This is a genomic window from Leisingera sp. M523, assembly GCF_025141335.1.
In the GTDB taxonomy this organism is placed as follows: domain Bacteria; phylum Pseudomonadota; class Alphaproteobacteria; order Rhodobacterales; family Rhodobacteraceae; genus Leisingera.
Genome location: NZ_CP081036.1, coordinates 2,345,115 through 2,370,741, shown reverse-complemented (window position 1 = coordinate 2,370,741; position 25,627 = coordinate 2,345,115). Strand labels below are relative to the sequence as shown.

The following is a 25,627-nucleotide window of genomic DNA, read 5'->3' as shown; positions in this document are numbered from 1 at the left end:
GCTTTTGCATACCACGGCATTCAGATAACACATTGAAATAACAGCGTTCTTTACATACATTTCCTCAGGCTTTATGGTCCGCGGCATTACCCGGGAGACCCCAATGCCCCTGATCCAGGACCACCCTTTACGTTATCAGCTCACCAATGAGCTGCACGCACGGCCCTTCCCGGCCATGTCCAGTCCCTGCACAGTGGTTTACCTGGCGGTAAAACAGCCGCAGGAAGCGGAGCATCGCGACAGGCAGCAGGACGTCCAGCATCTGACGGACCTTCTGGACCGCCATGGCGCAGCGCATCCTCAGCCGGGGGCGACGCATCACACGGCGCAGATCGGGCGCCACATGGTCAAATGGGAGCAGCATACGGAATTCGTCAGCTACACGGTTTACCGGGACGGCGTCAGCACGCGGGCCTTTGATCCGGCGGACTTCGATGTCTTCCCCGAGGACTGGCTGGCACAGGCGCCGGGGCAGCGGATTACCTCAGCACTGATCCGGGTGGTGCCGCGCACCGCTCCGGCCAGGCTGAAGGCAACCCTGCACGACTGGTTTGTGCCGGAAAGCCTGGCGGTGTCGCCGGTGCTGGATGACAGCGCCGTGGTGGCTGGGGACTTTCGCATTGATCCCGCCGGGCACATACGGTTTGCCGTGCTGCCGGGCGCGGGGACCGGAAGCCAGCGCATCGGCCGGATTGTGCAGCGGCTGTGCGAGATCGAGACCTACCGGGCGATGGCGATGCTGGGCTTTTCCCGCGCCCGCGGCCTGACACCAACCATCAGTGCGCTGGATACGCATCTCAGCGAGATGATGGTGGAGATGACCAGCGGTACCGTGCCTGCCGAACAGACGCTGTCGCAACTGCTGACAGTGTCCGCAGAACTGGAGGCAATGGCAGCCCGCTCTGCCTTCCGCTTTGGTGCAACGGGGGCTTACGAGGCTTTGGTCAATCAGCGCGTCAGCCTGCTGCGCGAAGGCCGCCACGAGGGTTTTCAGACGCTGGCGGAATTCATGCTGCGGCGGTTTGAGCCGGCCATGCGCACGGTGAAATCGGCAGAGAAACGGCTGGAGACGCTGGCCAACCGTGCGCGCCGGGCAGGGGAGCTGCTGCGAACGCGGGTGGATGTGGAACGCTCGGCGCAGAACCAGGCGCTGCTTGCCAGTATGGACCGCCGCGCCGATCTCGCGCTGCGTTTGCAGCACACGGTCGAGGGGCTGTCGGTGGTGGCGGTCAGCTATTACGCGGTTTCGCTGGTGTCCGATTTCTTCCTGCCGCTTGCCGAACGCTACGGACTGAACAAGAAGCTGCTGATTGCGGCGGTCACTCTGCCGGTTGTTGGTTTGGTGTGGCTGGGGATCCAGCGGATTCGGAAGAAGCTGCATTAAGCAGGGCATTCATGCCGATGCCGCCAAGCGCGATAAAGGCCAGCGCCAGCACAGCGGCTATGCTGAGCGTGGGGATGCCGGCCAGCCCCGCACCCACCGTGCAACCGCCTGCCAATACTCCGCCGGTTCCCATCAGCACGGCGCCGGTCAGGTAGCGGCCTGTTTGGCGCGGGCTTTCAAAGCTTTGCCATTGGAAGCTGCCGCTCAGCAGCGCCGCCGCCAGGGCGCCCAGCAGCACACCGCCGATCAGACCCGGCCCAAAGCCGGCAGGAATGGAGCTGGAGGCGATCACAAAGAACAATGTGTCCGCAGCCGGAGAGGTGAACGACAGGCTCTCCATTGCGATCGGGTCGAATTCGTCAAACAGCACAAAGCCGGTGCCAACCCAAGCCAGGGGCACCAGCAAGCCGATCAAGGCGCCGCCGCCCAGTGTCAGCAAGCGATTTCCCGAACGCAGCGCAACCGCCAACGCGGCAGCGGCGATCATCGCGCTCCACAACAGCGGGCCGCCGGGCAGGGCGGCCAGCGAAACCTGCTCCCCCATCGGCAGCGTGAATGAACCAAGCGCGGTTCGAAGCGGCGCCAGAACGCCCTTGAGCGTGGCATGCGCCGTAACGGCGAAGACTGCGATCACCAGCAGTGCCCGCAGATTGCCGCTGCCTGCCAGAACTACCAGCCGCGACGCACATCCGCGGGTCAGGATCATGCCCGCCCCGAACATCAGCCCGCCTGCGGCGATTGCCAGCAGCGGCAGATCTCCGGTTAACAACCGGTGGTCCGCAAAGCTGATCCAGCCCTGCGCCACGGCGGCTTGTGTGCCAAGGACCGCAACCGCCATAGCCATCGCCCAGACCCCAGCAGCCCGGCGCCGGTCGTCCCCTGCAAGCGCACGGCGGAAGCAGAAACGGGTCAGCTGCGCCAGCGCGCCGAACAGCACGCCGATGGCCAACGCGAACAGGACGGAAATCTCCCGTGCTGTGGTGTCTTCAAAGCCGAATGTTTCGAACATTGCGCTCTCCTGCTGCGGATTCGGAACGTTTTCCCGAAATGGCGGGTATCCACTGCATAGGCAAGCGGTGCTGGGCGTGCTCGTGGTGTAAGGCCGGGACGCTTTTCCCAATTTATGCGGCTCGGGGGAAAATCGGATTTCAAGAAACCGCCGCCAGCAAAACAAACTGGCCGCTTTGGGGAAAGCGGCCAGAAGGTATGTTTTTATTTGAATGTATGCGTGTGTTGCGCCTCAGCGCCCGCGGATCCGCGGGTCCAGCGCGTCGCGCAACCCGTCGCCGAGGTAGTTCACGCTCAGCACCGTCAAAGAGATCGCCATGCCGGGCCAGAACACCCGCTCCGGGTGCTGCTGCAGGTAATCGGTGGCATCAAACAGCAGCCGCCCCCAGGTTGGAAAATCCGGCGGGAAGCCGAGTCCGAGGAAGGACAGCGACGACTCGGTGATGATCGCAGTGGCAATCCCTAAGGTGGCCGAGACCATGATCGGCGACAATACGTTGGGCAGGATATGCCGGGTGATCAAGCCGCTGTTGGTGGTGCCAATGGAGCGGGCGGCCATCACAAACTCACGCTCCTTCAGGGCCAGCACGTCGCCGCGCACGATCCGCGCGGTTGGCATCCAGCTGGTCACCCCGATGGAGACGACGATCAGGATGAAGATCCCCTGTTCCGGCCCGAACGCCGCGTTCAGCGGCTCGCGGAACAGCAGCATCATAACCAGCAGAAGCGGCAGCAGCGGCAGCGCCAGGAACAGGTCGGTAAGGCGCATCAGCGGTCCGTCCAGTTTCTTGAAGAAGCCGGCCATCACCCCGATGAAGGACCCAAGGAACAGCGCCAGCAGCATCGCGGTCAGACCGACGGAAACCGAGGTCGCGCCACCCGCCATCATCCGGGCCAGCATGTCGCGGCCCAGCTGATCGGTACCAAAGGGATGTGCCCAAGTGGGGCCCTGGTTGCGGGCGCGGATGTCGATCTTGGTGGCCTCAATGTCCCACAGGTAGGGGCCGAGATAGACCGCCAGGATGATGAACAGGAACAAGGCCCCGCCCATCAGCGCACCACGGTGGGATTTGAACTGGTCCCAGACGTCCAGCCACTGGCTGCGCGGCGGTTTCGAAGGGACAGGATTGCTCAACTCAGTCATAGCGGATCCTCGGGTCAAGAATGCCGTACAGCACGTCGGCGATCAGATTGAACAGCACGATCAGCACCGCAAAGATAAAGGTCAGCGTCTGCACCATGGGCAGGTCGTTGGCCTGAATGGCGCCGATCAGCAGCTGGCCGATGCCGTTCACCTTGAACACCTGCTCGGTGATGATGGCGCCGCCAAAGATCGCCGGAATCCCCAGCGCGATCACGGTGACCACCGGGATCATCGAATTGCGCAGCACATGCACCATCACCACGACATATTCACTCAGGCCCTTGGCCCGTGCGGTACGCACATAATCCTGGTTCAGGTTGTCCAGCATCGACGCGCGCATAAAGCGGCTGAGCTGTGCAGTGATCTGCAGCGCCAGCACCATCACCGGCATGATCATCTGCTTCAGCTGGTAGACAAAGCTGTCCCAGCTGTCGACCACATGGGTGGTGTCATAGATCGACGGGAACCAGCCCAGTTGCACCGAGAAGATAACGATCACCAGCACACCGGAGAAGAACGGCGGGACGGAGAAGCCGACCATCGACACAAAAGTACCCAGCTGGTCGAACCAGCTGTACTGGCGGTAGGCGGAATAGATGCCGATCGGCAGCGCGATCAGGATGGCGACGACATAGGCGGTGCCGACCACCCACAGGGTCTGCGGCATCCGCTGCACCACGATGTCCATCACCGGCGAACGGGTCTGCCAGGAAATTACCCTGAGCTTGCCGTCAGCCAGGCCAGTGCCGAAGATGTTGTCGATCAGCACCTGCGGTTCGATCCAAAAGAACTGCACCAGCCATTTCCAGAACCGGATATGCATCGGCTCGCCCAGGCCCAGGGCCAGGCGCATCTTTTCTTTGACTTCAGCGGGGACGGTCAGGGGAACCTGCGCCATGGGATCGCCGGGGGCGAGCTCCAGGAGCAGGAAGATCACGAGGCTGATGAACAGCAGTGTCGGAACTGCCAGGATCAGCCGCCGGATTGTAAAGGTCAGCATCTGCTAAGCGCCTTTGCAACTTATATTGAATTCGGAACAGGCGGGGAGAGGCCCCGCGTCCAGGCCATGCCGGGGGGCCGCGGCGCTGCCCTTCCGGATGGCAAGAGGCCCCGGCATGTGCCGGGGCCCCGGAAAAGCAAGCCGGGCTTACTTGATGCGGTACCAGTCAGCTGCGTTCCACAGCTCGCTGTCCCACACGTTCAGGTTCACACCGCCCAGGGTATTGGAATGCGCCGACAGGCGGCCGCGGTGCACCAGCGGGATCATGCCGCCGTTTTCAACCATGATGTCGTTCAGGCGGCGGCCGATCTCGGCACGCGCTTCCAGACCGGCGGTCTTGCTCAGCTCGGCGTGCAGCTGGTCGAACTCCTCGTTGCAGAAGCGCGAGATGTTCTGTCCCTGCCACTGCGTGTCCGGACGCGGAGCCTGATCGCACAGGCCGTTGCCCAGGTAGGCCTGCGGGTCGGTGCCGTCAAAGTTGTTGGCATACATTTCGACGTCGGCATAGAACTTCTGGAAAGTGTCGGGCGAACCCGGGTCGCCGCCGAAGAACACCGAAGCGTTGATGTTGCGCAGCTCGGATTCGATGCCGATCTGGCTCCACCACTCCTTGATCAGCGCCTGGAAGTCCTGACGCACAGCGTTGGTCGAGGTCTGATACAGGATTTTCATCGGCTTGCCGTCGGGGGTTTCCCGCACGCCGTCGCCATTGGTGTCCTTGTAGCCGGCTTCCTCCAGCATCGCCTTGGCGCCTTCGATGTCCTGGGTGGAGCAGTCAAATGTGTCTGAGGCAAAGGCCGCAGGTGCGGGCACCCAGTTGCAGCTGACTGCGCCTGCCTTGCCATAGCCGATTTCCACCAGCAGCGGACGGTCGATGGCCATTGACATCGCCTTGTAGACAGCCGGGTCCTTCAGGAACGGGTGCGGATGCTTGACAGTGGCGCGCTCGCCCTCGGGCAAGCTTGATGACGGGTCGGTCTGGTTCAGCATGATGCGTTCCACCAGCGAGCCGAAGCCCGCAACCGGGGTGCCTTTGCCGCCAGCTTCCATCTGCGCGATCACTTCCGGCGCCAGCTGCAGGTTCCAGGCGTAATCGAACTCGCCGGTTTCCATTACGGCACGCCCCGCAGCAGTTGCATCGCCGCCGCCTTTGAACAGTACCTTGGCGAACGCCGGCTTGGCCGGGTCGCGGTAGTTTTGGTTAGCCGACATGGTGATCACGTCGTTCGGCTTGAACTCATCCACCACAAACGGGCCGGTGCCGATCGGGCCAAAGTTGGCATCGGTGCATTCCGGCGCCCTGGCACCGGTGCAGTTTTCAAACTGCGCCTTTTGCAGGATCGGGCCTTCGCCGCCCACAAACGGGCCGTAAGGGAAGGGGGTCGGCTTGTCGAAGGTGACCTTGACGGTCAGATCATCCAGCACTTCGACATTGGTGACACCTTCGTATTTGGTCAGCTGGGCGCAGCCGCCCTCAGGATGCATACAGTAGTCTGCGGTGAACTTGACGTCATGCGCGGTGACACCGCTGCCATCGGACCACTTCATGCCGGGCGCGATTTTCCAGGTGACAGATGTCAGATCCTCGCTGACGCCGCCATTGTCCACAGTCGGAATTTCCACCGCCAGATAGGGGATCATGTTGCCCTGCGGGTCGTAGCGCGCCAGCGGTTCAATCACCAGCGACGAAGACTGGATGTCCTTGGTGCCGCTTGACAGATACGGGTTCAGGATCGACGGCGCCTGCCAATAGATGATGTTGACCTGGCCGTCTGACCCGCGCTCGGCAAAGGCCGCAGGCGCGAGGGAGGCTGTGGCAACAGCCCCCATCAATAGGGATTTGAGTTTCATCACACTCTCCTTGTCGGACACGTTTCGTGTCTTATTTGTTGGCCGGACTCTTTGGCCCGGATGATTGCCGCATCGCTGCGGAACTGTAGCATTCGCGCCTGCAGGCAGCCAAAAAACGAAGAAACTAAGCAGTCTTAACATTTTGCCGGGCAGACCGGCGCGGGGTGCATTGCAGGCAGCCACTAGGGGTATCGAAGACCAGTTCACTGGAAATTGCAAATTCCAATTTCGATCACCCTATGCATTATTTGCATGAGCATTTTTGTGCAAAGTAGAGTTTACTCTGGAAGCTGAGGCCCCGATCACCGGGCGCCTTGGAAATTTACTGGCAGGGGAGCCGTCATGCTGGACAACACCATTGCGTCCATAAAAAATCTGCGTGTGGAGTTTCAGACCAAGGACGGCCCTGTCATCGGTGTTGAAGATGTCTCCTTTGATGTCAGCCCGGGCGAAACCGTTTGTATCGTGGGCGAATCCGGGTCGGGCAAATCGGTCTCTTCGCTGTCGCTGATGCGGCTGGTGGAGTTCGGCGGCGGCGAGATCGCGGGCGGTGAGCTGCTGTTCAACCGGCGTGAGGGCGGCGAGACCAATCTGGCCAGCACCGAACAGGATCTGATGAAGCAGATCCGCGGTAATGAGATCGGCATGATCTTCCAGGAGCCGATGACCGCGCTGAACCCGGTGTTCACAGTGGGCCGCCAGCTGACCGAGGGTCTGCGCATCCACAAGAACATGTCCAAATCCCAGGCCGAGGAACGCGCGCTGGAACTGCTGAGCCAGGTCCGCATTCCCGAACCGGAGCGGCGGCTGAAACAATACCCGCACGAACTGTCCGGCGGCATGCGTCAGCGCGTGGTGATTGCCATGGCGATGGCCTGCGAACCGCGGCTGCTGATCGCGGATGAACCCACAACCGCGCTGGATGTGACCATCCAGGCGGAAATCCTGGCGCTGATGGATCGCCTGAAGCGCGAGACCGGAACGGCGGTGATGTTCATCACCCACGACATGGCGGTGGTCGCCCAGATGGCCGACCGCGTCGTTGTCATGTTCCGCGGCAACAAGGTTGAGGAAGGCACGGTTCAGGAGATCTTTGAGAACCCCAAGCACGACTACACCAAGGCGCTGCTGGCCGCAGTTCCAAAACTGGGCGAGATGCGCGGCAAGAAATACCCCGAGCCGATGAAGCTGCTGGGGGTCGAAGGCCAGAAGATCGAACCGATCAAGGGCACGGACGAGGTGCTGCTGGAGGTGCAGAACCTGACAACCCGTTTCCCGGTCAAAGGCGGCCTGTTTCGCCGCACTATTTCGAACGTCCACGCAGTAGAAGATGTCTCTTTCAAGGTGTTTAAGGGCCAGACCCTGTCGCTGGTCGGCGAATCCGGCTGCGGTAAGTCTTCGGCCGGGCGGTCGATTCTGCGGCTGGTGGAGCCGGATTCAGGCAAAGTAGAGTTTGAGGGCCGCGATGTGCTGGGTTTCAACACCTCCCAGATGCACAAAGCCCGCCAGGACATGCAGATGATCTTTCAGGATCCCTTTGCCTCGCTGAACCCGCAGATGCAGCTGATCGACCAGGTGGCGGAACCGATCCGGAACTATGGCCTCGCCTCCGGTTCCGAACTGCACGACCGGGTAGCCAGCCTGTTCGACCGTGTCCACTTGCCGCGCAGCTTCATGCGCCGCTACCCGCACGAGATGTCCGGCGGCCAGCGCCAGCGGATCGCCATCGCCCGGGCGCTGGCGCTGAACCCCAAGCTGATCGTCGCGGACGAGGCGGTCTCGGCGCTGGATGTGTCGGTGCAGGCGCAGGTGCTGAATCTGATGATGGAGCTGCAGGCGGAACTGGGCCTGTCCTTCCTGTTCATCAGCCACGACATGGCAGTGGTGGAGCGCGTCTCGCATCAGGTCGGAGTGATGTATCTGGGCCGCATCGTTGAAATCGGCCCGCGCGAGCGGGTGTTTGAGAATCCGCTGCATGCCTATACCCAGGCGCTGATGAAAGCTGTGCCGATCGCCGACCCGCGCCAGCGCAAATCGGAGAAAGAGCTGAACTTCAAACCGATCCCCTCGCCGATCCACGAAGTGGGCTATCAGCCGGAACCGTCGGAGTACCTGGAGCTGGAGCCCGGCCATTTCGTGCTGACCACCGACAGCGGATACTGAAGACATGGCTGCCAGATTGACGCCTTTGGAGATCATGCAAGCGCTGGTCTCCTTCCCGACCGTGAGCCGGGACACCAACCTGCCGCTGGTGGATTGGGTGCAGGAATATCTGTCCTCGCACGGTATTGAAAGCCACCGTTGGGTGGACCCCCAGCAATCGCACAAGGCCGCCGTCTTTGCCCATGTTGGTCCTTGGGAGGAGGGCGCCGTGGTGCTCTCGGGCCATACCGATGTGGTGCCTGTGGACGGCCAGCCCTGGGACACGGATCCTTTCACCGTGGTCGAGAAAGATGGCAAGTACTTCGGCCGCGGCACCTGTGATATGAAGGGCTATGACGCGCTGGCGATCTGGGCGCTGGTGGAGGCGCAGACCCAAGGCGTTAAACGCCCGCTGCAACTGGCGCTGAGTTTCGACGAGGAGATAGGCTGCACCGGCGCCCCGCCCATGATCGCCGCGATGCAGCCTGTTCTGCCCAAGGGCTCGGCGGTGATTGTCGGCGAACCGTCGATGATGAAGGCGGTGACCGGCCACAAGGGCGGCACAGGTTATGACACTCATTTGGTGGGTTTTGAGGTGCATTCGTCGCTGATGCACACCGGCGTCAGCGCCATTATGCAGGGCGCGAAACTGATCGACTGGGCCAACCAGCAGAATGCCGCGAATATGGCCGGGGAACCGGGCGAAGTGCAGGCGATGTTCACCCCGCCCTGGACCACCTGCCACGTCGGCATGATCGAGGGCGGCACCGCCCACAACATCACTGCCAAGGACTGCCGTTTCATGATGGATTTCCGGGTGGTGCCGGGGGAGAACGCCGGTGATTGGGAAGCCGCCTATATTGCCAAAGTGCGCGAGGTTGAAGCGGAGATGCAGGCCATCCACCCGGACGCCCGCATTGATGTTTCCAAGCATTTCGACGTGCCCGGACTGGTTCCGGAACAAAACGGCGAGGCAGAGGCGCTGGCGCGCCGGGTGACTGGCGACAACGGCTCCCATGTGGTCAGCTACGGCACTGAAGCGGGCCAGTTTCAGCAGGCGGGTTATTCCGCGGTGATCTGCGGCCCCGGCGACATCGCGCAGGCGCATCAGCCCAACGAGTTTATCACAGTCGCCCAGTTCAATGCGGGTCACGACTTCATGCGCAAGCTGGTGGAAAAGCTGAGCGGTTACTTTCCTCTGCCTTGAAACCGGGCGTTTTGTGTTCAGATTTGTGCGGAAGGTATACGAGGGGTGTACAGATTGTGCATGCTTGCCACCCCGGCACTGGCGTGTTCCGCCACGTCCCGGCGGGACCGCATACTTGCGAAGCTAAGTTTTTTCGCGGACAGTCTGCCGCAACGGAACCTGAAACAAAAAAGGGAGGGGAAAATGCCGGCCAAGAACCGCTTTGCCGAGATGCACCAGGAGATCACCGCTTGGCGCCATCACCTGCACGAGAACCCCGAACTGATGTACGAGGTGCACGAGACCGCCGCCTTTGTGGTGGAGCGGCTTAAGGAGTTCGGCGTCACCGATATCACCACTGGCGTGGGCAAGACCGGGGTGGTGGCGGTGATCGAGGGCAGGACCAATACCTCCGGTCGCGCTATCGGCCTGCGCGCTGATATGGACGCGCTGCCAATCCCTGAGGCCTCGGGAGTGGGCTACGCCTCGAAGACACCTGGCGTGATGCATGCCTGCGGCCATGACGGCCACACGTCGATCCTGCTGGGGGCGGCTAAGTATCTTGCAGAGACACGGAATTTTGACGGCAAAGCAGTGCTGATCTTCCAGCCTGCAGAAGAAGGCGGCGCAGGCGGCAAGGCAATGTGCGACGACGGGCTGATGGACCGCTGGGGTATCCAGGAGGTCTATGGCCTGCACAATATGCCGGGCCTTCCGGTGGGTGAATTTGCCATCCGCCCCGGTCCGCTGATGGCGTCTTCGGATGAGTTCATCATCACCGTCACCGGCAAGGGCGGCCACGCCGCCGCCCCGCATGAGGCGATTGATACGACGCTTGTGGCCTCTCAGATCGTGGTCTCGCTGCATTCGATCGTCTCGCGCAACGTCGACCCGGTAAAGCGCGTGGTGCTGACCGTCGGCACGTTTGAGACCGACAGCACGGCGTCAAACGTGATTGCCCATACCGCCAAGTTGCAAGGCACCGTCCGAACCCTGGATCCGGAGTACCGCACCCAGGCCGGGGATTGGGTGCGCCGGGTTGCCGAAAGCACGGCAGTGGCCTTTGGCGCCAAGGCCGAGGTCGAATGGGTTCCTGGCTATCCCGTTACCATCAATGATGAAAACGGCACCGCCCATGCAGTGGAGGCGGCGCAGGCGGTCTCTGCCAAGGTCGATGCCGAGACCCCGCCGATTATGCCATCCGAGGATTTCTCTTATATGCTGGAGCAGCGCCCCGGCGCCTATATCTTCCTCGGCAACGGCGACACTCAGATGTGCCACCACCCGGCCTATGTCTTTGACGACGAAGCGATTCCCTTGGGATGCAGCTGGTTTGCCGAGCTGGTGGAACGAAGAATGCCTGCGGCCTGAGGCTGCGGGGAAAAGACAACCAAAGGAGCGAGAAATGCCGGTCAAGAACCGCTTTGCCGAACTGCAGGATGAAATCACCGCCTGGCGCCGTGACATCCACGAAAACCCGGAAATCCTGTTCGAAACCCACCGTACCAGCGCGCTGGTGGCGGAAAAGCTGCAGGCGTTCGGCTGTGACGAAGTGGTGACCGGCATCGGCCGCACCGGCGTGGTGGGCGTGATTAAGGGCAAGGCGGACACTTCCAGTAAGGTCATCGGCTTGCGCGCCGACATGGACGCGCTGCCGATCCATGAGCAGACCGGGCTGGACTATGCCTCCAAGACTCCCGGCGCAATGCATGCCTGCGGCCACGACGGCCACACCGCGATGCTGCTGGGCGCGGCCAAGTACCTGTCCGAGACACGGAATTTTGATGGCACCGTGGTGGTGATCTTCCAACCGGCTGAGGAAGGCGGCGGCGGAGCCAAGGTGATGTGCGATGACGGGCTGATGGACCGCTGGAACATCCAGGAAGTCTACGGTCTGCACAATTGGCCGGGCCAGCCGCTGGGCTCCTTCGCTATCCGCCCCGGATCCTTCTTCGCCGCCACCGACCAGTTCGACATCACTTTCGAGGGCCGCGGCGGCCATGCTGCCAAACCGCATGAAACCGTGGATACCACCGTTCTGGCAGCCCAGGCCGTGCTGGCGCTTCAGACCATCGCCTCGCGCAATGCCGACCCGGTGCATCAGATCGTGGTCTCTGTGACCTCGTTTGAGACGTCTTCGAAAGCGTTCAACGTGATCCCGCAGAAGGTGCAGATCAAAGGCACCGTGCGCACCATGTCGGGGGAGATGCGCGATCTGGCGGAGAAGCGGATCAACGAGATCTGCACCGGCATCGCCGCGACCTTTGGCGGTACCGCGGGTGTCACCTATCATCGCGGATACCCGGTGATGGCGAACCACGATGCGCAGACTGAGTTCGCCGCCAAGGTCGCCGCCAGTGTTTCCGGTTCCTGCGAAGACGCGCCGCTGGTGATGGGCGGCGAGGATTTCGCCTTCATGCTGGAAGAGCGCCCGGGCGCTTATATTCTGATGGGCAACGGCGATACTGCAATGGTGCATCATCCGGAGTACAACTTCAACGATGACGCGATCCCTGCAGGCTGCAGCTGGTGGGCGGAGATTGTCGAGCAGCGGATGCCGGCTGCTTAAGCATAATGCGGGGAGGGGGCTGTTTGCCCCCTCATGAGCCTGCGGTACAACTCACTTGCCGAGGCAAGGGCCCAGCTCGCGGCTCAACTCCGCGGTCGAAGCTTGCGATCGCTGTATTGCTGCTCGGACCACATGCATGGCCGTGGCGCTGCCATGACGAACTTGTCCCATAGTGCTTCCTTTCATTTCAACAAAAGGATCACGCCATCAAACCTTGGGATCGCATACCTGGCACCGGCCCTGGCACCGACGCAGTGGTAACGAAGCTTCTCAAAGCAAAGAGACAAGGTCTGTTCGAGGCTTTTCGTCTGCGAAGCTTCCGGTGGTGATGAAAGCTGTGCTCTGAACGGCTTCGTTGCGCTCGGCCTGTCTGATCACTGCGCGCATGTTTCACAGCCGCTGACCTTGGCAAGGTATCCGGGCCTCGCGCTGCCAACACCGATACATCAGAGGCGCGGATGCCGGCACTATGGGGATAGCTTGCTGAAGCCCGTTGCAACTGTGATGGCCAGTCGTTGACCTGCGCGGCCAGGATGATCTCCAAGGGCGGTGCGAACAGCCGAAGCGTAGTTGGCGCCCCATCTGCATAGGCCTTCACCCGCGCTTGGTAAGCGCTTTTGGTCATCGGCACAAAGGGACCGGCTCGGTGCGAGAGCGGGACGGTCTCAACGGGTTTCCGGGGGGCTTGGTCAATCGGCTTGCGGCCAAGCAAGCCGCGGGAGCGTGCGATGGTGGCCTTGCAAGCCGCGCTGACCAGCAGCCCGTAGTGCCGGATGCGGTGGAACCCATCGGACAGGACGCGGGTCAGGAACCGGCGGATGAACTCGCCGGTTTCGAGCTGCATGACCTTCTTCCGGTCGCCGTGCTTGATGCGGTAGTCCTTCCGGCGGAAGGCGATGGTTCGAGACCCCCACCCGGTGGGTGTGTCGGCTGAGATAGGCCAGCACCGCCTCGGGCCCTCCGAAGCGCTTTCGCCGTGGATGATGGAGTGGATGTCCCCTCCTCAGACGGCATCGCATTGTGCCAAAACTGGTGATGTTGCATTCACCCGCGACGGACAACCCCCCATGAACGAAGTTACCATTATCGGCGTTGACCTGGCAAAGAACGTTTTTCAGGTCCACGGGGGCTGCTGCGGATGGCGCAACGATTTTCCAAAGGAAACTATCACGCCCGCAGTTTCAAAGATGTATGGCCTCCTTGCCATTGAATCATGTGCGACCTCGCATTACTGGGCACGCGAGATAACCAAATTGGGCCATGAGGTGCGGCTGATCGCCCCGAGCGACGTGAAACCCTTCGTGAAGCGGCAGAAGAATGATGCTGCGGATGTGGAAGCGATCGTCGAGGCGGCTCAGCGACCGAGTATGCGTTTCGTTCCCGTCAAATCGGTTGAGACCCAGGCTCACACAATGCTGTTTCGCTCCCGCGAGCAGCTGATTGGGCAGCGCATCGGGGCGATCAACGCCTTGAGAGGCCATCTCGCCGAGTCCGGTAAATCGTTGGACAGGGCATCACGAATCTGCCCAGATTGGCGGAGCGCATTTAAGCCCCAAGTTCGGAACTGCCTGACCTTGCCCGGGATATGGTCCGAATGCATCTTGACCGCATCGCAGCGCTCACGGCGCAGATTGATGATGTGATGACGAAGATCAAAGAGATCGGCTCGGCGAGCCGCGATGCGCGCATTTTGCGGTCCATGCCGGGCATCGGACCGATTGGAGCAATGGCGATCGAGGCCTTGGCGCCACCGATGGGGACGTTCAAAAGCGGCCGGGATTTTGCAGCTTGGCTGGGTCTCATCCCGCGGCAATACTCTTCCGGCGGCAAGCAGGTCTTGGGAAAGACGTCAAAGATGGGTCAGCGTGACATCCGGCGATTGCTGATTATCGGGGCGATGAGCTGTGTCGCACGTGTTGTGCGCTTCAAACGCGGGGCCACGCCATGGCTGCAGGACAAATTGGACCGTAAACCTAAAATGGTTGCCGCTACCGCTCTGGCTAACAAGATGGCGCGTCAGATTTGGGCCATGCTGACGAAGGGAGAAGAATACATGCCAGCGATAGCATGACGAAAAGGGTTTAGCGCTCAGTTCTGGCGCGGCCCTCCGCAAGAAGTGCAGTGAATGATATGGAAGCCGGCGGCAATCGCGATCGGAAAGCCAGCAATGGGTGGGCCGCCAGGAACCCGCGCAGACGGCTTGGACCCGGTCCGCGAACAAACCATACCGGTCCGCGGCGTGAGAAAAGCCGCATATCTGAGGCCTGACACACGACCGCAAATGATCGACCCCAAGCCTTTGGATACTTCTTGCAAAACCAGGGACATCCACACACGACCCATTCGACCTTGCGTAAAGGGTCCAGCCACTCTGCGAAGGTGCCGGCCTGCGCCAGTGGTTCCAGGTCGCCGAAGAAGGCCTGCTCCCCGGCACGGTGAAGCGCCACCAGCCCTCCAGAATCGGCCACCGGAACAGGCGCGACTGGACCCGCACGTGCAGGAAGAACCCGGGCTTGCAGGCAACCCATCTCGCGCCGTCCAGCGACAGGCCGCCATCCCATTGCCCAGCAGGCGATTGCGCAGCAATCTGCCGAGAGGGGCACGACCATGTGGATGTGGGAGTGATGGGTCAGCGCCGATCCCCAGGTATGCAGCACGCTGATCCTGCCCACCCGCGCGCGCAACCGTTTGGGGTCTGCCGCTACGGTCATGACCGTTTGTGCCGACGCCTAGAACAGCACCCCATACACCGCCTTCTTGTTCCGGAAGGCGATCCGGGCAATCTCGGCTGGCAGGGTGAAGACCACGTAGAAATACTCCACGGGCAACAGGCCCTCTGCGCAGACTTCCTTCCAGTCGCGCGCCGCCGGCCCCTGGCACTTCAGGCAGTGCCCCGCTCTCGATTGCATGCTTTGTATGCGCCTGCCGCGCAATGGTGTCTTGCAAGAATTGTAGGCGATGTGGTGATGGCCGCATTTGGCGCACCCGGCCACATGCCCGCCGAGCGCTTCGGTCCGGCAGGTCTCGATTGCCGATATTACCCTGAGCTGGGTCAGGCTGACATGCCCCGCATCGGCCCGCCGCCACGCGGGACCATGAGCGCGAAAGATGTCAGCGATCTCCAGCTTCGGGCGGGACAACGCCCGGGTCTGTCACTCCAGACTTAGCTTAGCCGCCTGATCCTGCAGCTTCGCCAGCATCACGTAGGGGCTGACCGTGTCGCGGATCGTCCTGGTGGCGACATGGGGGTATTGTGCCGCGGAGGTCAGCTTGGCGTGGCCCAGCAGGACTTGGATGCCCCGCACGTCCGTATCGGCCTCCAGCAGATGCGTGGCAAAGCTGCGCCGCAGGGTATGCAGGGTCGCGGGCTTCTGACCCCAGCCATGGTCTTCGCCGACGTGAAGGCCCGGTTCAGCCGCCGCGGCGAGAGCGGGGTGATCTTCGGCTTTCCGGGAAACAGCCAGCCTTCCTGTCTGGCTTCGCGCCAATAGTCTCGCAATAGGCTCAGCAATCCTGGTGACAGCATCACCTTACGGTCCTTTCCCTGCTCGACATGGATCAGCATCCGGTCGCTGTCGATGTGGCCGATCTTGAGATTGCAAATCTCAGCGGCCCTGAGCCCTGCACCCTAGGAAATGCTGAGTGCCGACCGGCACTTCGGGCCCGGCCCCGGCGCCGCCGAAAGAATGCCCGAGACCTCCTCGACGCTGAAGACCACGGGCAAATTCCGCGGCTGTGTTCGGAACTGCAGGTAGCGCTTCATCTCCTCGCGCCAGCAGGTCATGCCGAAGAAGAACCGCAGCGCGATGATGCGCGCGTTGAAGGCCGAGGAGGTGATCCCGGTGCCCGTCATGTGCAGTTGATAGGCGCGCAGGTCCTCCGGCGTGGCCGTATCCGGCGACCGCCCGAGGAACGCGGCGAAATCCTTGATGGCACGGATGTGGGACTTCTGCGCCTTCTCGCCCATCCCCCGAATGCGCATGTCCTCGATCATCCGCGCGCAGCGGCTTCGTCCTTGGGCTCTTTGGCGGCTTTGCCATCGTTGCGACAGCGAATTGAGTGAGCTCAGATGGTAGATTCTTTGGGTTAAAGGAAGAAGCTAATGCTCCAGCATCTCGCGGTAGATCGCGACCAGCGTACCGGCCTCCTTTTCCAACGCGAAATTGGTAATCGCGTGCTTGCGTGCTGCCTCTGACCAAGCGTCCAGCCGCCCTTCGGTGGATAACACCTCATTGATCGCCTCCACCATCTGCCGGGTCTCGCCTGCGTCGATCAGAAGGCCGGTTTCACCCGGTGCGATCAGCTCTTCAAAGGCGCCAACGCGGGTGGCAACTGCAGGCACCCCGCAAGACATGGCTTCCAAAGGGGTCAGGCCAAACCCCTCCCAGCGTTGCGGTGCCACATAGAGATCCAGCGCCTGATACCAGCGGGAAACTTCCCAGACCGGCACCTCAGGCGGGAACAGCAGGCGGCCGGACAGGCCTGCGGCCTCTACCTTGGCGCGCAGCTCCTTCTCAAACGCCACATGCTTTTCAGTGGCGCGGCCCATGACCAGGCCTACCGCTTGGGGATGCGCTTTCATCACCTCCAGCATGGCATCGACAAAGACGTCCGTGCCTTTCTGCGCCCGGATGCGGCCGTAGCAACCGATCAGGATTGCATCCTGAGGCAGGCCCAGTTCACGCCGCAACGCGGCTTTGTCAGCGGGCGGGGAAAACTCTTCGGTATTGATCCCGTGATGCACCACCTGCACCGGGTTCTCCAGATAGGCGGCACCTTTGGCCGAGGTTGCAATCACCCGGTCCATGTTGGAAATCAGCCACTTGGTGTAACCGGAGTGATGGCGCTGGGAAGCAGAGGTGAACAACAGTTTCAGCCGCTTGCCCAGCAGGTATTTCAACGCCAGCCCGCCGAGCATTTCGACATTGCGCCGGGCGTGCCAGACGCGGGCGCCGGCCGGGCCGTTGCGTTTCATGAACAAGAGCTGCAGCACCGACAGATGCGGCATGCCGTCGGGCAGGCCGCTGCCGGCGGTGGCAATGGCGATTTGCTGGCGCTGCAGCGGCACCAGCCGCACGATGGTAGAGGTGACGCCGGACAGGCGGCGCTTGAAATTCGGCGCGATGACCTCAACCGTATTGGCGTCAGTTTTTGCCATCATGGCCTCCATCGCGGGGCAGAACCGCCAGCAGGGCGTCCACCGTCTTGTCCAGTTGATCCGACTGGCGGGAGATGAATTGCCGGGCGGCATCACAGGCAGCCTGGAAGGCCTGCGGATGTTCCAGCCAGGTGGCAACCTGATCGGTCAACTCTGCCGCGGACCGCACCTCAGCCGCGGCGCCAAGCGCGGTCAGTTCGGCATAGGTTTCGGCGAAATTGTAATGTCCGGTGCCGGTGATCACAGTGGCGCCCGCCTGCATCGGCTCAAACGGGTTGTGGCCGCCGATTTCGCGCAGGGAGCCGCCCAGGAAAACCAGCGGGCTGACGGCATACCAGGTGCCGACCTCGCCCAGAGTGTCCGCCAGATAGACCTGGGTGGCAGTCCCGGGCATGACGCCCTTGCTGCGCCGCGCGCAGGACAGGCCTGCGCCCTTCACCAGAGCTTCTGCCGCATCGCCGCGCTCGGGGTGGCGGGGAGCAAGCAGCAGGCAGAGGTCCGGGTGTTTCTTCAGCAGCGCCTTATGTGCCTCCAGCACGGTCTCTTCCTCGCCCTCGTGGGTCGAGGACGCGATCCAGACCGGGCGTTCACCGATGTTTCTACGCAGCTTTTCAAGGCTGTCCCGGTCGACCGGCAGCGGCGCTGAGACGGCCTTGAGGTTGCTGCCCGGGCGGACGCGCTTGGGGTTGGCGCCCATCGCCTGCAGGTTCGATGCGGTCTTTGCATTTTGCGTCACCAGCAGGTCGAATTGCTCCAGGATGTAGCGCGCCGTTTCCGGGCGTTTCTTCCAGCCTTCCACAGACCGGTCCGACAGCCGCGCATTCAGCAGCACCAGCGGGCAGCCGCCCTTGCGCGCCCGCACCAGCATTTGCGGCCACAGTTCGCTTTCGACAAACACCCCCAGATCGGGGCGCCAGTGCGCCAGAAACCGGTCCACCGCCGAGGCTGTGTCCAGCGGCGGGAACTGATGGCGGCAGCGCGGCGGCATCCGTTTGGCAATCAGCTCGGCAGACGTTGGCGTGCCGGAAGTGATCAGAAATTCCGCGTCCGGCGCCTGTTCTCCCATCCGCTTGATGAGCGTGAGCACCGACAGGCTCTCGCCGACCGAGGCGGCGTGGAACCAGATCAGCTGCCCGGCGGGGCGGGGCAGGGAGGCGTGGCCAAGGCGTTCGCGCACGCGCGCCTCCGGCAGGCCGTAGTCACGCAGCTTGCCCGCCACCTTGCGCCAGGCAAAGGGAGCTATCAGCGCGCTGGCGCCGCAATAAAGGGAGTAAAGCAGCGTCGGCCGCGCGGGCGAGTCACTGGACATGATCAGCCGCCGGTGTGGCTCATGTGGCGGGACATCTGGCCGCCGGCCTCCTGCCGGGAATAGTCAAAGTCATGGCCGCGGGGCTTGTCGCCGATGGCGGCGCGGATCGCGGCCTCCAAGACGCCGGTGCCTTCCTCGTTTGCGCGCAGGGGCGCGCGCAGGTCAGCTTTGCCCTCCTGGCCCAGGCAGGTGTAAATTTCACCGGTGCAGGTCACCCGCACCCGGTTGCAGCTTTCGCAGAAATTATGGGACAGCGGGGTGATGAAGCCGATCTTCTGGCCGGTTTCCTCCAGCCGCACATATCGCGCCGGACCGCCGGTGCGCTCAGCCAGATCGGTGACGGTATAGTGGTTTTCGTATTCCGCACGTACGTCTTTCAGCGACCAATACTGGCCGATGCGCTCCATGGCACCGATGTCCTCGCCCATCGGCATGACCTCAATCCATGTTAGGTCGAGGCCGCGTTCGGCGCACCATGCGGTGATCGCGGGCAGTTCTTCTTCGTTGAAGCCTTTCAGCGCCACGGCGTTGAGCTTGACCTTGAGGCCGGCCTTCTGCGCGGCATCAATCCCTTTCAGCACCTGCGGCAGGCGGCCCCAGCGGGTGACATCGGCGAATTTCTGTTCGTCCAGCGTGTCGAGCGAGATATTCACCCGTCGCACCCCGGCGGCATAAAGGTCATCGGCGTATTTCGACAGCTGCGAGCCATTGGTGGTCAGCGTCAGCTCCTTCAGGGCGCCGGTGTCCAGATGGCGGCTCATCGACTGGAAGAAAGTCATGATGCCGCGCCGGACCAGCGGCTCACCGCCGGTGATCCTGAGCTTCTCAACGCCGAGCCGGATGAAGGTGGAACACAGCCGGTCCAGCTCCTCCAGCGTCAGCAGATCCTTCTTGGGTAAAAAGGTCATATTCTCGGACATGCAATAGACGCAGCGGAAGTCGCAGCGGTCGGTGACCGAGACACGCAGATAAGTGATTGCGCGGGCGAAGGGATCAATAAGCGGAGCTGTCATGCCTCCTAGGTAAAGCGGGGCACCGCCCGCGGCAAGAGGGGGACGGCTTTTACCGCTGGCAAAGAGTTTCGCGCAAAGCTAGGGTCGCCTCATGCGTATGACAGTCATTTCCCTTGCTTCGATTTCCCTGCTGGCTGCCTGTAACGGGATCCAGCTGAATTCTTCCATCCTTGGCGGCCAGGGGGCTCCGGCGGCAGCTGAGCCGCAAGACCCGGTGCTGCAGCCGGCCCCCGGTGTTGATGTGGCCGAGGCGGATCCCGCCTTGTCCGATGCACCGTCGTTCCGCGGCTCTGCAACCACGGTGGCCTCGCTGGGCGATCCGTCCCTGCCGGGACTGTGGATGGAAACACCGCTGGTGGCTGCTGAACAGCAGGCATTGGTGCGCACCAGCCGCAACACCCAGGTGGTGCTGACGCTGAAGCCCGCCCCGGGGGCCGAGTCCGGCGGCAGCCGCCTGTCGATCGGCGCCATGCGCGCACTGCAGCTGCCGCTGACTGAATTGGCCGAAGTACAGGTGCTGCCCGCGGGTTGATTCTGCTTGAGAGCGGGGAAGCGCCCGCCCTCTTGGGGCGGGGGCGTGCGCTGCCCGGCTGGCGCTGGGCGGGCCGGTTGTGAATAGGGCGGGGCTAGCCGTCTTTCAGGTATTTCGCCGCTTCCTTGCGGGCGAAGGCTTTCATGGCTGTCCCATGTTCGGCCAGAAAAGCGCGGGTGCGCTCCGCGTCATGTTTGCTGAGGTCGCGCAGCCACCAGGCCACGGCTTTTTGCATGAACCAGTTGCGGTCCGGCACATAAGCCGCCGCCCAGCCCAGAATACGTTCGCGCCGTTCTTGGTCAGCAGGCTTCAAATTGTTTAGCTTAGCCCAGGGCAGGGTGGCGACAAGTGCCGCGCGGCGGGACCACATGTGATCGGACTGCGTCCAGGCTTCCACAGTGTCCAGCCGTTCCGGTGCGGTTTGCAGGCGCTTTGAAATGGCCGAGCAGGCGTGATCTGCAATGGCCCAGCTGTCAAAATCCGGCACCCAGGATTGCATCAAGTCCCATGCGGCTGCGTCTTCCTTGATCCGCGCCTGGGTCAGCAGTTTGGCGGCGGCGATGCGGGCTTCGAAGATATCCGACTCCCACAGTGCGCGTGCCAGGTTGACCCGTTCGTCGAGCGGGAGCGCCTGCCGCCAAGTCTTGGTCAGGTCATTGGTGGCCGGATTGGGCACGCCCAGTATTTCGCGGGTTTGCTTGTGATAGGCGGCCATCTGCGCGGCGCGGCCGGGTTCTGCCTGCGCTTTCAAACTGGCAAGAGCGTCATCCAGCGTCATCAATATCTCCGAAAATGTTGGACGGCTGCCCGTCGATTGTGGTCACGTTGCGCTCTGCCCAGAATGTATGCAGCCCGTCCTGGCCCAACGGTTCGGTCACCCTGTCCAATGTGTCCCGTTCGCCGGCGTAATCGAGGAACGGCACCGCGTAGCCGCAGGACGTCTGAATCATTTCCACGTTCATGTCATAGATCTGGCGCGGGCCTGGGTTGGCTGGGAACAGCGCGTTGAGCTCCGCAAATTCCGGGTCGCGGGGATGCAGGGTGCGGGCCGAGCCATAAGCCCGCAGTATCAGAGGCCGCGCCGCGAAGCTGCACCACATCAGCGTCATCCGGTTCATCTGGCGCAAATGCCCCGCAGTCTCGTTGCCGCTGCCGGTGAGATTGCGCCAAACGATCCGGTTCGGGTCCATCACCCGCAGGCTGTCCATGCCCTTGGGAGAGATGTTTACCCGGCCTTCCGCCGCAGCGGTCCCGGAAAAGAAGATATGCTGCGCAGCGATGAAGCGCGCGTGATCCTCATTGATCCGGTTGAATTGCTTGGCCACCGGCTGCTACTCCACGGTAACGGATTTCGCGAGGTTTCGCGGCTGGTCCACATCGGTGCCCTTGGCGACCGCGGTGTGATAGGCCAGCAACTGTGCCGGGATTGCATAGAGGATCGGCGACAGCGCTTCTTTGACGCGCGGCATCCGGATCGCGCACCAGACATCGTCGCCGGCCTCGTCAATGCCGTCCTGGTCGGAGATCATCAGAACCTTGCCCTTGCGCGCCAGCACCTCCTGCATGTTGGAGACCGATTTGTCGAACAGCGAATCCTTGGGGGATAGCACCACCACCGGCATGTGTTTGTCGATCAGTGCAATGGGGCCGTGCTTCAGTTCGCCCGAGGCATAAGCTTCGGCGTGGATGTAGCTGATTTCCTTCAACTTCAGCGCGCCTTCCAATGCCAGCGGGAACATCAGTCCGCGGCCCAGGAACAACACGTCGCGGGCCTCGCTGACTTTTTGGGCGGCCAGGCGGATCGCGTCGTTCTGTTCCAGCGCTGACGACAGCACATTAGGCAGGCCGCGGATCGCGGTGGCGTAGTCTGCCATTTCCTCAGGCGAAAGATGCCCGCGGTCGCAGGCGGCTTTCAGCGCCAGCGCCAGCAGCACTGTCAGCTGACAGGTAAACGCCTTGGTCGAAGCGACGCCGATTTCCGGCCCGGCATAGATCGGCAGTGCCAGATCGCTTTCCCGCGCGATGGAACTTTCGGGAACGTTTACCACTGACAGGATCTTGTCGGCCTTTTCCTGGCAATAGCGCAGCGCCGCCAGAGTGTCGGCGGTCTCGCCCGATTGGGAGACAAACAGCGCCAGAGTCTTGCCCGGGATCGGCGGCTCGCGGTAGCGGAACTCGGACGCAATATCGACTTCGACCGGCAGCCGGGCGATCTGCTCAAACCAGTATTTGGCGGTCACACAGGCGTAATAGGCGGTGCCGCAGGCGACCATCGTCAGCCGTTCGACCTGGCTGAAGTCCACCTCGCCGGGCAGGCGCACGGCGTCTTCCTCAACCGGCAGATAGTGGCGGATTGCTTCGGCAATCACATGCGGCTGCTCGGCGATTTCCTTGGCCATGAAATGTTTGTGGCCGGCTTTGTCGACCTGAGCAGAATCGATCTGGATAGTCTTGGTCGCCCGGTTCACCAAGGCGCCGTCTGCATTGCGGATTTCTGCGCCTGCGCGGGTGACGACGGCGCGGTCGCCTTCCTCCAGATAGGTGATCCGGTCGGTGAGCGGCGCCAGGGCGATGGCATCGGAGCCCACGAACATCTCGCCATCACCATGGCCGATGGCCAGCGGCGAGCCCTTGCGGGCAGCGATGATCAGGTCTTCCTCGCCATCAAACAGAAAGGCGAGCGCAAACGCGCCTTGCAGCTGGTCCAGCGTCTTGAAAGCGGCATCCACCGGCGCCAGCCCTTCCTGCAAATGGCGTTCCGTCATCAGGGCGACGGTTTCGGTGTCGGTCTCTGTCCGGAACTCCATTCCGCAGTTCAGCAGCTCAGCCCGCAGCTCCTTGTAGTTCTCGATGATGCCATTGTGCACAACTGCGACGGCGCCCGCGCGGTGCGGGTGGGCATTGCTGACAGAAGGCGCGCCATGGGTGGCCCAGCGGGTGTGCCCGATGCCGGATTTACCGGCCAGCGGTTCATGCACCAGAAGGTCGCTGAGGTTCACCAGCTTGCCCACCGCGCGGCGGCGCCGCAGCTCGCCCTTGTTCACGGTGGCAATGCCGGCACTGTCATAGCCGCGGTATTCAAGCCGCTTCAGCGCCTCGACCAGGATCGGGGCGGCCTCGTGATTGCCCAGTACGCCGACAATTCCGCACATCACTTGGCTTCCTTCTGCAGGCGGGCTTTCTTGGCGCGCAGGATATCCATCAGCTTGCGTGCCCGGCCCGGCTTGTTGGTCTGTTCGGCGCGGGCAAGGGCCAGGTCGCCGTCTTCGACATTCTTTGTGATCACAGCACCGGTGGCGGTCATCGCCTCGTTGCCGACCCGGACCGGCGCCACCAGCATGGTGTTCGATCCGATAAAGGCGCGGGCGCCGATCTCGGTGCGGTGCTTCATCACCCCGTCATAGTTGCAGGTAATTGTGCCCGCGCCAATGTTGGTTTCCTTGCCGACCGAGGCATCGCCGATATAGCTCAGGTGATTGACCTTGGCGCCGGCGGCGATTTCCGCGTTCTTGATCTCGACAAAGTTGCCAACGTGAGTGTCCTCGGCCAGTTCCGCGCCGGGGCGCAAGCGGGCATAGGGGCCAACCTTGGCGCCGCGGCTGACATGGCAGCCCTCCAGATGCGAAAACGCCCGGATCAGCGCACCGCTTTCCACAGTGACGCCGGGACCGAAGACCACATTGGGTTCAATCATCGTATCGCGCCCGATGAATGTATCAAAGGCGAGGTAAACGGTTTCCGGGGCCATCAGGGTAACGCCCAGTTCCATCAGGTCTGCCCGTGACCGCGCCTGAAACAGCGCATCCGCCTGCGCCAGTTCTGTGCGGGAGTTGACGCCCAGCGTCTCCGCCTCGTCACAGGACACGGCGGTGACTTTCAGATCCTCGCGGCGGGCCAGCTCCACCAGGTCGGTCAGGTAATATTCGCCCGAGGCGTTTTCATTGCCGACCTTGGCGATCAGGTCGAACAACGCGCTGGCCTTGCCTGCCATCAGACCGGAATTGCAGAAGCTGATGGCGCGCTCTGTTTCACTTGCATCCTTGAACTCGACAATCCGCTCCAGGCTGTCGCCGTCCATCACCAGGCGGCCATAGCGGCCCGGATCGGCGGCCTCGAACCCCAGCACAACCAGATCGGCACGCTGGCGGGCCTCGACCATCCGCTCCAGCGTTTCAGCGCTGACAAAGGGCGTGTCGCCATAAAGCACAACCACATCGCCCTCGAACCCTGTCAGCGCGGTGCGGGCCTGGTCCACCGCATGGGCGGTGCCAAGCTGTTCTTCCTGCAGGACAACGTCGGCCTCTTCGTCGATACCAGCCACTGCCTTGCGGACTTGATCCGCTCCGTGCCCTGCCACGATAATGGTGCGCTCGGGCGCCAGCGTGCGGCCAGCGGCCATCGCATGCTCCAGCATTGGCGCCTGTGCGATCGGGTGCAGCACTTTCGGAAGGTCGGAGTTCATCCGGGTGCCTTTTCCGGCCGCCAGGATGACAAGGGCAATGCTCATAATCGCTTTTCTCTTTGTCTTTTTATCACTCCCGTTTTATCCGCTAAGGGGCGGGGCGCAAGAGATAGCGCCATCAAACAAGATTGCGGGCTGCAACATGCGGCAGCGGAAATGCGCCGAAGGGGCAGGATATGCGAACAGTTATCTTCGATCTGGACGGCACGCTGGCGGATACTTCCGGCGATCTGCTGGCGGCGGCCAATACTTGTTTCCGGCAGATGGGGCTGGGCGATGTGCTGAGCCATCCGCGCGATGCCGGTGTTGCCCTGCGCGGCGGGCGCAACATGCTGGCAACCGGTTTGAAGCGGGTGGAAAATTTCGACGAGGCGACCGTCGACGAGTTCTATCCAGTGCTGCTGGAGGCCTACCGCGATGCTATTGATCACCATACGGTGCTTTATCCCGGTGCAATGGAGGCGGTCGAGGCGCTGAAAACCGCAGGCTTCGGCGTCGGTATCTGCACCAACAAGCCGGAGGGGCTGGCGGAGCAGTTGCTGCACAGCCTGGGCGTGCGCGATGCATTTAGGTCGCTGGTGGGGGCAGATACGCTGCCGGTGCGCAAGCCGGATCCGGAACCGCTGTTCGAGGCCGCGCGCCGGGCAGGCGGTGACCCGGCCCGCACCTTGCTGGTGGGTGACAGCGACACTGACCGCAATACATCTGCCAATGCGGGCGTGCCCTCGGTTCTGGTGACCTTCGGCCCGTCGGGCGATGATATGGCAGCGCTCAAACCCGAAGCGCTGCTGCACCGGTTCGAAGACCTGCCGGAGATCGCGGAGCAGCTGATTGCGTGATCCCGCAACTTAGTTTCGGGAAACTCGGCC

Annotated in this window: 21 protein-coding genes and 2 pseudogenes; 8 read left to right on the top strand and 15 right to left on the bottom strand. The window is 62.4% G+C overall.

Going from position 1 to position 25,627, the window contains the following annotated elements:
• Positions 1 to 103: 103 nt before the first annotated feature.
• On the top strand, positions 104 to 1,384 hold the full coding sequence (locus K3557_RS11685) for a DUF3422 family protein (protein ID WP_259994013.1): 1,281 nt from the start codon (positions 104 to 106) through the stop codon (positions 1,382 to 1,384).
• Here K3557_RS11685 and K3557_RS11680 read toward each other — a convergent pair.
• The 4 genes from K3557_RS11680 to K3557_RS11665 all read right to left on the bottom strand — a co-directional run bounded on the left by K3557_RS11680 (position 1,320) and on the right by K3557_RS11665 (position 6,387).
• Positions 1,320 to 2,393, bottom strand: coding sequence for a YeeE/YedE family protein (locus K3557_RS11680; protein WP_259994011.1), 1,074 nt, complete (start codon positions 2,391 to 2,393; stop codon positions 1,320 to 1,322). The genes K3557_RS11685 and K3557_RS11680 overlap by 65 nt on opposite strands.
• Positions 2,394 to 2,624: 231 nt before the next feature.
• Positions 2,625 to 3,536 (bottom strand): ABC transporter permease, encoded by a 912-nt coding sequence (locus K3557_RS11675; protein ID WP_259985703.1) that lies wholly within the window; start codon positions 3,534 to 3,536, stop codon positions 2,625 to 2,627.
• Positions 3,529 to 4,536 (bottom strand): ABC transporter permease, encoded by a 1,008-nt coding sequence (locus K3557_RS11670; protein WP_129371429.1) that lies wholly within the window; start codon positions 4,534 to 4,536, stop codon positions 3,529 to 3,531. Before K3557_RS11670 ends, K3557_RS11675 begins: the two co-directional genes overlap by 8 nt.
• Before the next feature lie 147 nt (positions 4,537 to 4,683).
• On the bottom strand, positions 4,684 to 6,387 hold the full coding sequence (locus K3557_RS11665) for a peptide ABC transporter substrate-binding protein (protein WP_259994008.1): 1,704 nt from the start codon (positions 6,385 to 6,387) through the stop codon (positions 4,684 to 4,686).
• A 342-nt stretch (positions 6,388 to 6,729) separates the two neighbouring features.
• Between K3557_RS11665 and K3557_RS11660 the strand changes: the two genes are divergently transcribed.
• The 4 genes from K3557_RS11660 to K3557_RS11645 all read left to right on the top strand — a co-directional run bounded on the left by K3557_RS11660 (position 6,730) and on the right by K3557_RS11645 (position 12,284).
• A complete protein-coding gene (locus K3557_RS11660; RefSeq protein ID WP_259994005.1) occupies positions 6,730 to 8,550 on the top strand; it encodes an ABC transporter ATP-binding protein in 1,821 nt (606 codons plus the stop codon).
• Between the two features lie 4 nt (positions 8,551 to 8,554).
• Positions 8,555 to 9,736, top strand: a complete 1,182-nt coding sequence (gene argE, locus K3557_RS11655) for an acetylornithine deacetylase (RefSeq protein WP_259994003.1) — start codon at positions 8,555 to 8,557, stop codon at positions 9,734 to 9,736.
• Between the two features lie 183 nt (positions 9,737 to 9,919).
• Positions 9,920 to 11,086 carry a M20 aminoacylase family protein gene (locus K3557_RS11650; protein WP_259985699.1) on the top strand — a complete coding sequence of 389 codons (1,167 nt, stop codon included), beginning with the start codon at positions 9,920 to 9,922 and terminating at the stop codon, positions 11,084 to 11,086.
• 34 nt (positions 11,087 to 11,120) lie between these two features.
• Complete coding sequence (locus tag K3557_RS11645) at positions 11,121 to 12,284, top strand: M20 aminoacylase family protein (RefSeq protein ID WP_259994002.1); 1,164 nt, start codon at positions 11,121 to 11,123, stop codon at positions 12,282 to 12,284.
• Positions 12,285 to 12,483: 199 nt separating this feature from the next.
• Here K3557_RS11645 and K3557_RS20615 read toward each other — a convergent pair whose 3' ends face one another.
• The gene (locus K3557_RS20615) at positions 12,484 to 13,155 is read right to left on the bottom strand and encodes a transposase (RefSeq protein ID WP_409201220.1); all 672 of its coding nucleotides are present in this window, start codon (positions 13,153 to 13,155) and stop codon (positions 12,484 to 12,486) included.
• 196 nt (positions 13,156 to 13,351) lie between these two features.
• On the opposite strand from K3557_RS20615, the pseudogene K3557_RS11635 reads away from it, so the two are divergent.
• A pseudogene (locus K3557_RS11635) lies at positions 13,352 to 14,355 on the top strand (IS110 family transposase).
• Between the two features lie 10 nt (positions 14,356 to 14,365).
• Here the strand turns inward: K3557_RS11635 and K3557_RS20610 are convergent.
• The 6 genes and pseudogenes from K3557_RS20610 to moaA all read right to left on the bottom strand — a co-directional run bounded on the left by K3557_RS20610 (position 14,366) and on the right by moaA (position 19,764).
• The gene (locus tag K3557_RS20610; RefSeq protein WP_409201178.1) at positions 14,366 to 14,995 is read right to left on the bottom strand and encodes a transposase; all 630 of its coding nucleotides are present in this window, start codon (positions 14,993 to 14,995) and stop codon (positions 14,366 to 14,368) included.
• 18 nt (positions 14,996 to 15,013) lie between these two features.
• Entirely contained in the window at positions 15,014 to 15,424 is a 411-nt protein-coding gene (locus K3557_RS20605; RefSeq protein ID WP_409201177.1) for a transposase zinc-binding domain-containing protein, read from the bottom strand.
• 12 nt (positions 15,425 to 15,436) lie between these two features.
• Positions 15,437 to 16,266, bottom strand: a pseudogene (locus tag K3557_RS20480) (tyrosine-type recombinase/integrase).
• Between the two features lie 117 nt (positions 16,267 to 16,383).
• Positions 16,384 to 17,442 (bottom strand): glycosyltransferase family 4 protein, encoded by a 1,059-nt coding sequence (locus K3557_RS11615; protein WP_259993998.1) that lies wholly within the window; start codon positions 17,440 to 17,442, stop codon positions 16,384 to 16,386.
• The gene (locus K3557_RS11610; RefSeq protein WP_259993997.1) at positions 17,429 to 18,751 is read right to left on the bottom strand and encodes a 3-deoxy-D-manno-octulosonic acid transferase; all 1,323 of its coding nucleotides are present in this window, start codon (positions 18,749 to 18,751) and stop codon (positions 17,429 to 17,431) included. The genes K3557_RS11615 and K3557_RS11610 overlap by 14 nt, the downstream gene beginning before the upstream one ends.
• 2 nt (positions 18,752 to 18,753) lie before the next feature.
• The gene (gene moaA, locus K3557_RS11605; protein WP_259985696.1) at positions 18,754 to 19,764 is read right to left on the bottom strand and encodes a GTP 3',8-cyclase MoaA; all 1,011 of its coding nucleotides are present in this window, start codon (positions 19,762 to 19,764) and stop codon (positions 18,754 to 18,756) included.
• 91 nt (positions 19,765 to 19,855) lie between these two features.
• On the opposite strand from moaA, the gene K3557_RS11600 reads away from it, so the two are divergent.
• Positions 19,856 to 20,296, top strand: coding sequence for a hypothetical protein (locus tag K3557_RS11600; RefSeq protein ID WP_259993993.1), 441 nt, complete (start codon positions 19,856 to 19,858; stop codon positions 20,294 to 20,296).
• A gap of 94 nt (positions 20,297 to 20,390) precedes the next feature.
• On the opposite strand, the gene K3557_RS11595 is transcribed toward K3557_RS11600, so the two are convergent.
• The 4 genes from K3557_RS11595 to glmU are packed head-to-tail and all read right to left on the bottom strand — an operon-like array spanning position 20,391 to position 24,803.
• Complete coding sequence (locus tag K3557_RS11595) at positions 20,391 to 21,074, bottom strand: DNA alkylation repair protein (RefSeq protein WP_259993992.1); 684 nt, start codon at positions 21,072 to 21,074, stop codon at positions 20,391 to 20,393.
• Complete coding sequence (locus tag K3557_RS11590; protein ID WP_259993990.1) at positions 21,061 to 21,621, bottom strand: pyridoxamine 5'-phosphate oxidase family protein; 561 nt, start codon at positions 21,619 to 21,621, stop codon at positions 21,061 to 21,063. The genes K3557_RS11595 and K3557_RS11590 overlap by 14 nt, the downstream gene beginning before the upstream one ends.
• Before the next feature lie 6 nt (positions 21,622 to 21,627).
• Entirely contained in the window at positions 21,628 to 23,448 is a 1,821-nt protein-coding gene (gene glmS, locus K3557_RS11585; protein WP_259993989.1) for a glutamine--fructose-6-phosphate transaminase (isomerizing), read from the bottom strand.
• Positions 23,448 to 24,803 (bottom strand): bifunctional UDP-N-acetylglucosamine diphosphorylase/glucosamine-1-phosphate N-acetyltransferase GlmU, encoded by a 1,356-nt coding sequence (glmU, locus tag K3557_RS11580; protein ID WP_259993988.1) that lies wholly within the window; start codon positions 24,801 to 24,803, stop codon positions 23,448 to 23,450. The genes glmS and glmU overlap by 1 nt, the downstream gene beginning before the upstream one ends.
• Before the next feature lie 131 nt (positions 24,804 to 24,934).
• Between glmU and K3557_RS11575 the strand changes: the two genes are divergently transcribed.
• Positions 24,935 to 25,597: an HAD-IA family hydrolase gene (locus K3557_RS11575; protein WP_259993987.1), complete on the top strand. Its 663-nt coding sequence runs from the start codon at positions 24,935 to 24,937 to the stop codon at positions 25,595 to 25,597.
• The last annotated feature ends 30 nt before the right edge of the window (positions 25,598 to 25,627 follow it).

What these genes read in the sequence shown, in the direction of transcription:
- K3557_RS11650 (WP_259985699.1), top strand. Translation starts at nt 9,920, where the DNA reads ATGCCGGCCAAGAACCGCTTTGCCGAGATGCACCAGGAGATCACCGCT.
- K3557_RS11660 (WP_259994005.1), top strand. Translation starts at nt 6,730, where the DNA reads ATGCTGGACAACACCATTGCGTCCATAAAAAATCTGCGTGTGGAGTTT.
- K3557_RS11600 (WP_259993993.1), top strand. Translation starts at nt 19,856, where the DNA reads ATGCGTATGACAGTCATTTCCCTTGCTTCGATTTCCCTGCTGGCTGCC.
- K3557_RS11575 (WP_259993987.1), top strand. Translation starts at nt 24,935, where the DNA reads ATGCGAACAGTTATCTTCGATCTGGACGGCACGCTGGCGGATACTTCC.
- K3557_RS11645 (WP_259994002.1), top strand. Translation starts at nt 11,121, where the DNA reads ATGCCGGTCAAGAACCGCTTTGCCGAACTGCAGGATGAAATCACCGCC.
- argE (WP_259994003.1), top strand. Translation starts at nt 8,555, where the DNA reads ATGGCTGCCAGATTGACGCCTTTGGAGATCATGCAAGCGCTGGTCTCC.
- K3557_RS11670 (WP_129371429.1), bottom strand. Translation starts at nt 4,536, where the DNA reads ATGCTGACCTTTACAATCCGGCGGCTGATCCTGGCAGTTCCGACACTG.
- K3557_RS11665 (WP_259994008.1), bottom strand. Translation starts at nt 6,387, where the DNA reads ATGAAACTCAAATCCCTATTGATGGGGGCTGTTGCCACAGCCTCCCTC.
- K3557_RS11685 (WP_259994013.1), top strand. Translation starts at nt 104, where the DNA reads ATGCCCCTGATCCAGGACCACCCTTTACGTTATCAGCTCACCAATGAG.
- K3557_RS11595 (WP_259993992.1), bottom strand. Translation starts at nt 21,074, where the DNA reads ATGACGCTGGATGACGCTCTTGCCAGTTTGAAAGCGCAGGCAGAACCC.
- glmS (WP_259993989.1), bottom strand. Translation starts at nt 23,448, where the DNA reads ATGTGCGGAATTGTCGGCGTACTGGGCAATCACGAGGCCGCCCCGATC.
- moaA (WP_259985696.1), bottom strand. Translation starts at nt 19,764, where the DNA reads ATGACAGCTCCGCTTATTGATCCCTTCGCCCGCGCAATCACTTATCTG.
- K3557_RS11615 (WP_259993998.1), bottom strand. Translation starts at nt 17,442, where the DNA reads ATGGCAAAAACTGACGCCAATACGGTTGAGGTCATCGCGCCGAATTTC.
- K3557_RS11610 (WP_259993997.1), bottom strand. Translation starts at nt 18,751, where the DNA reads ATGTCCAGTGACTCGCCCGCGCGGCCGACGCTGCTTTACTCCCTTTAT.
- K3557_RS11675 (WP_259985703.1), bottom strand. Translation starts at nt 3,536, where the DNA reads ATGACTGAGTTGAGCAATCCTGTCCCTTCGAAACCGCCGCGCAGCCAG.
- K3557_RS20610 (WP_409201178.1), bottom strand. Translation starts at nt 14,995, where the DNA reads ATGACCGTAGCGGCAGACCCCAAACGGTTGCGCGCGCGGGTGGGCAGG.
- K3557_RS11680 (WP_259994011.1), bottom strand. Translation starts at nt 2,393, where the DNA reads ATGTTCGAAACATTCGGCTTTGAAGACACCACAGCACGGGAGATTTCC.
- glmU (WP_259993988.1), bottom strand. Translation starts at nt 24,803, where the DNA reads ATGAGCATTGCCCTTGTCATCCTGGCGGCCGGAAAAGGCACCCGGATG.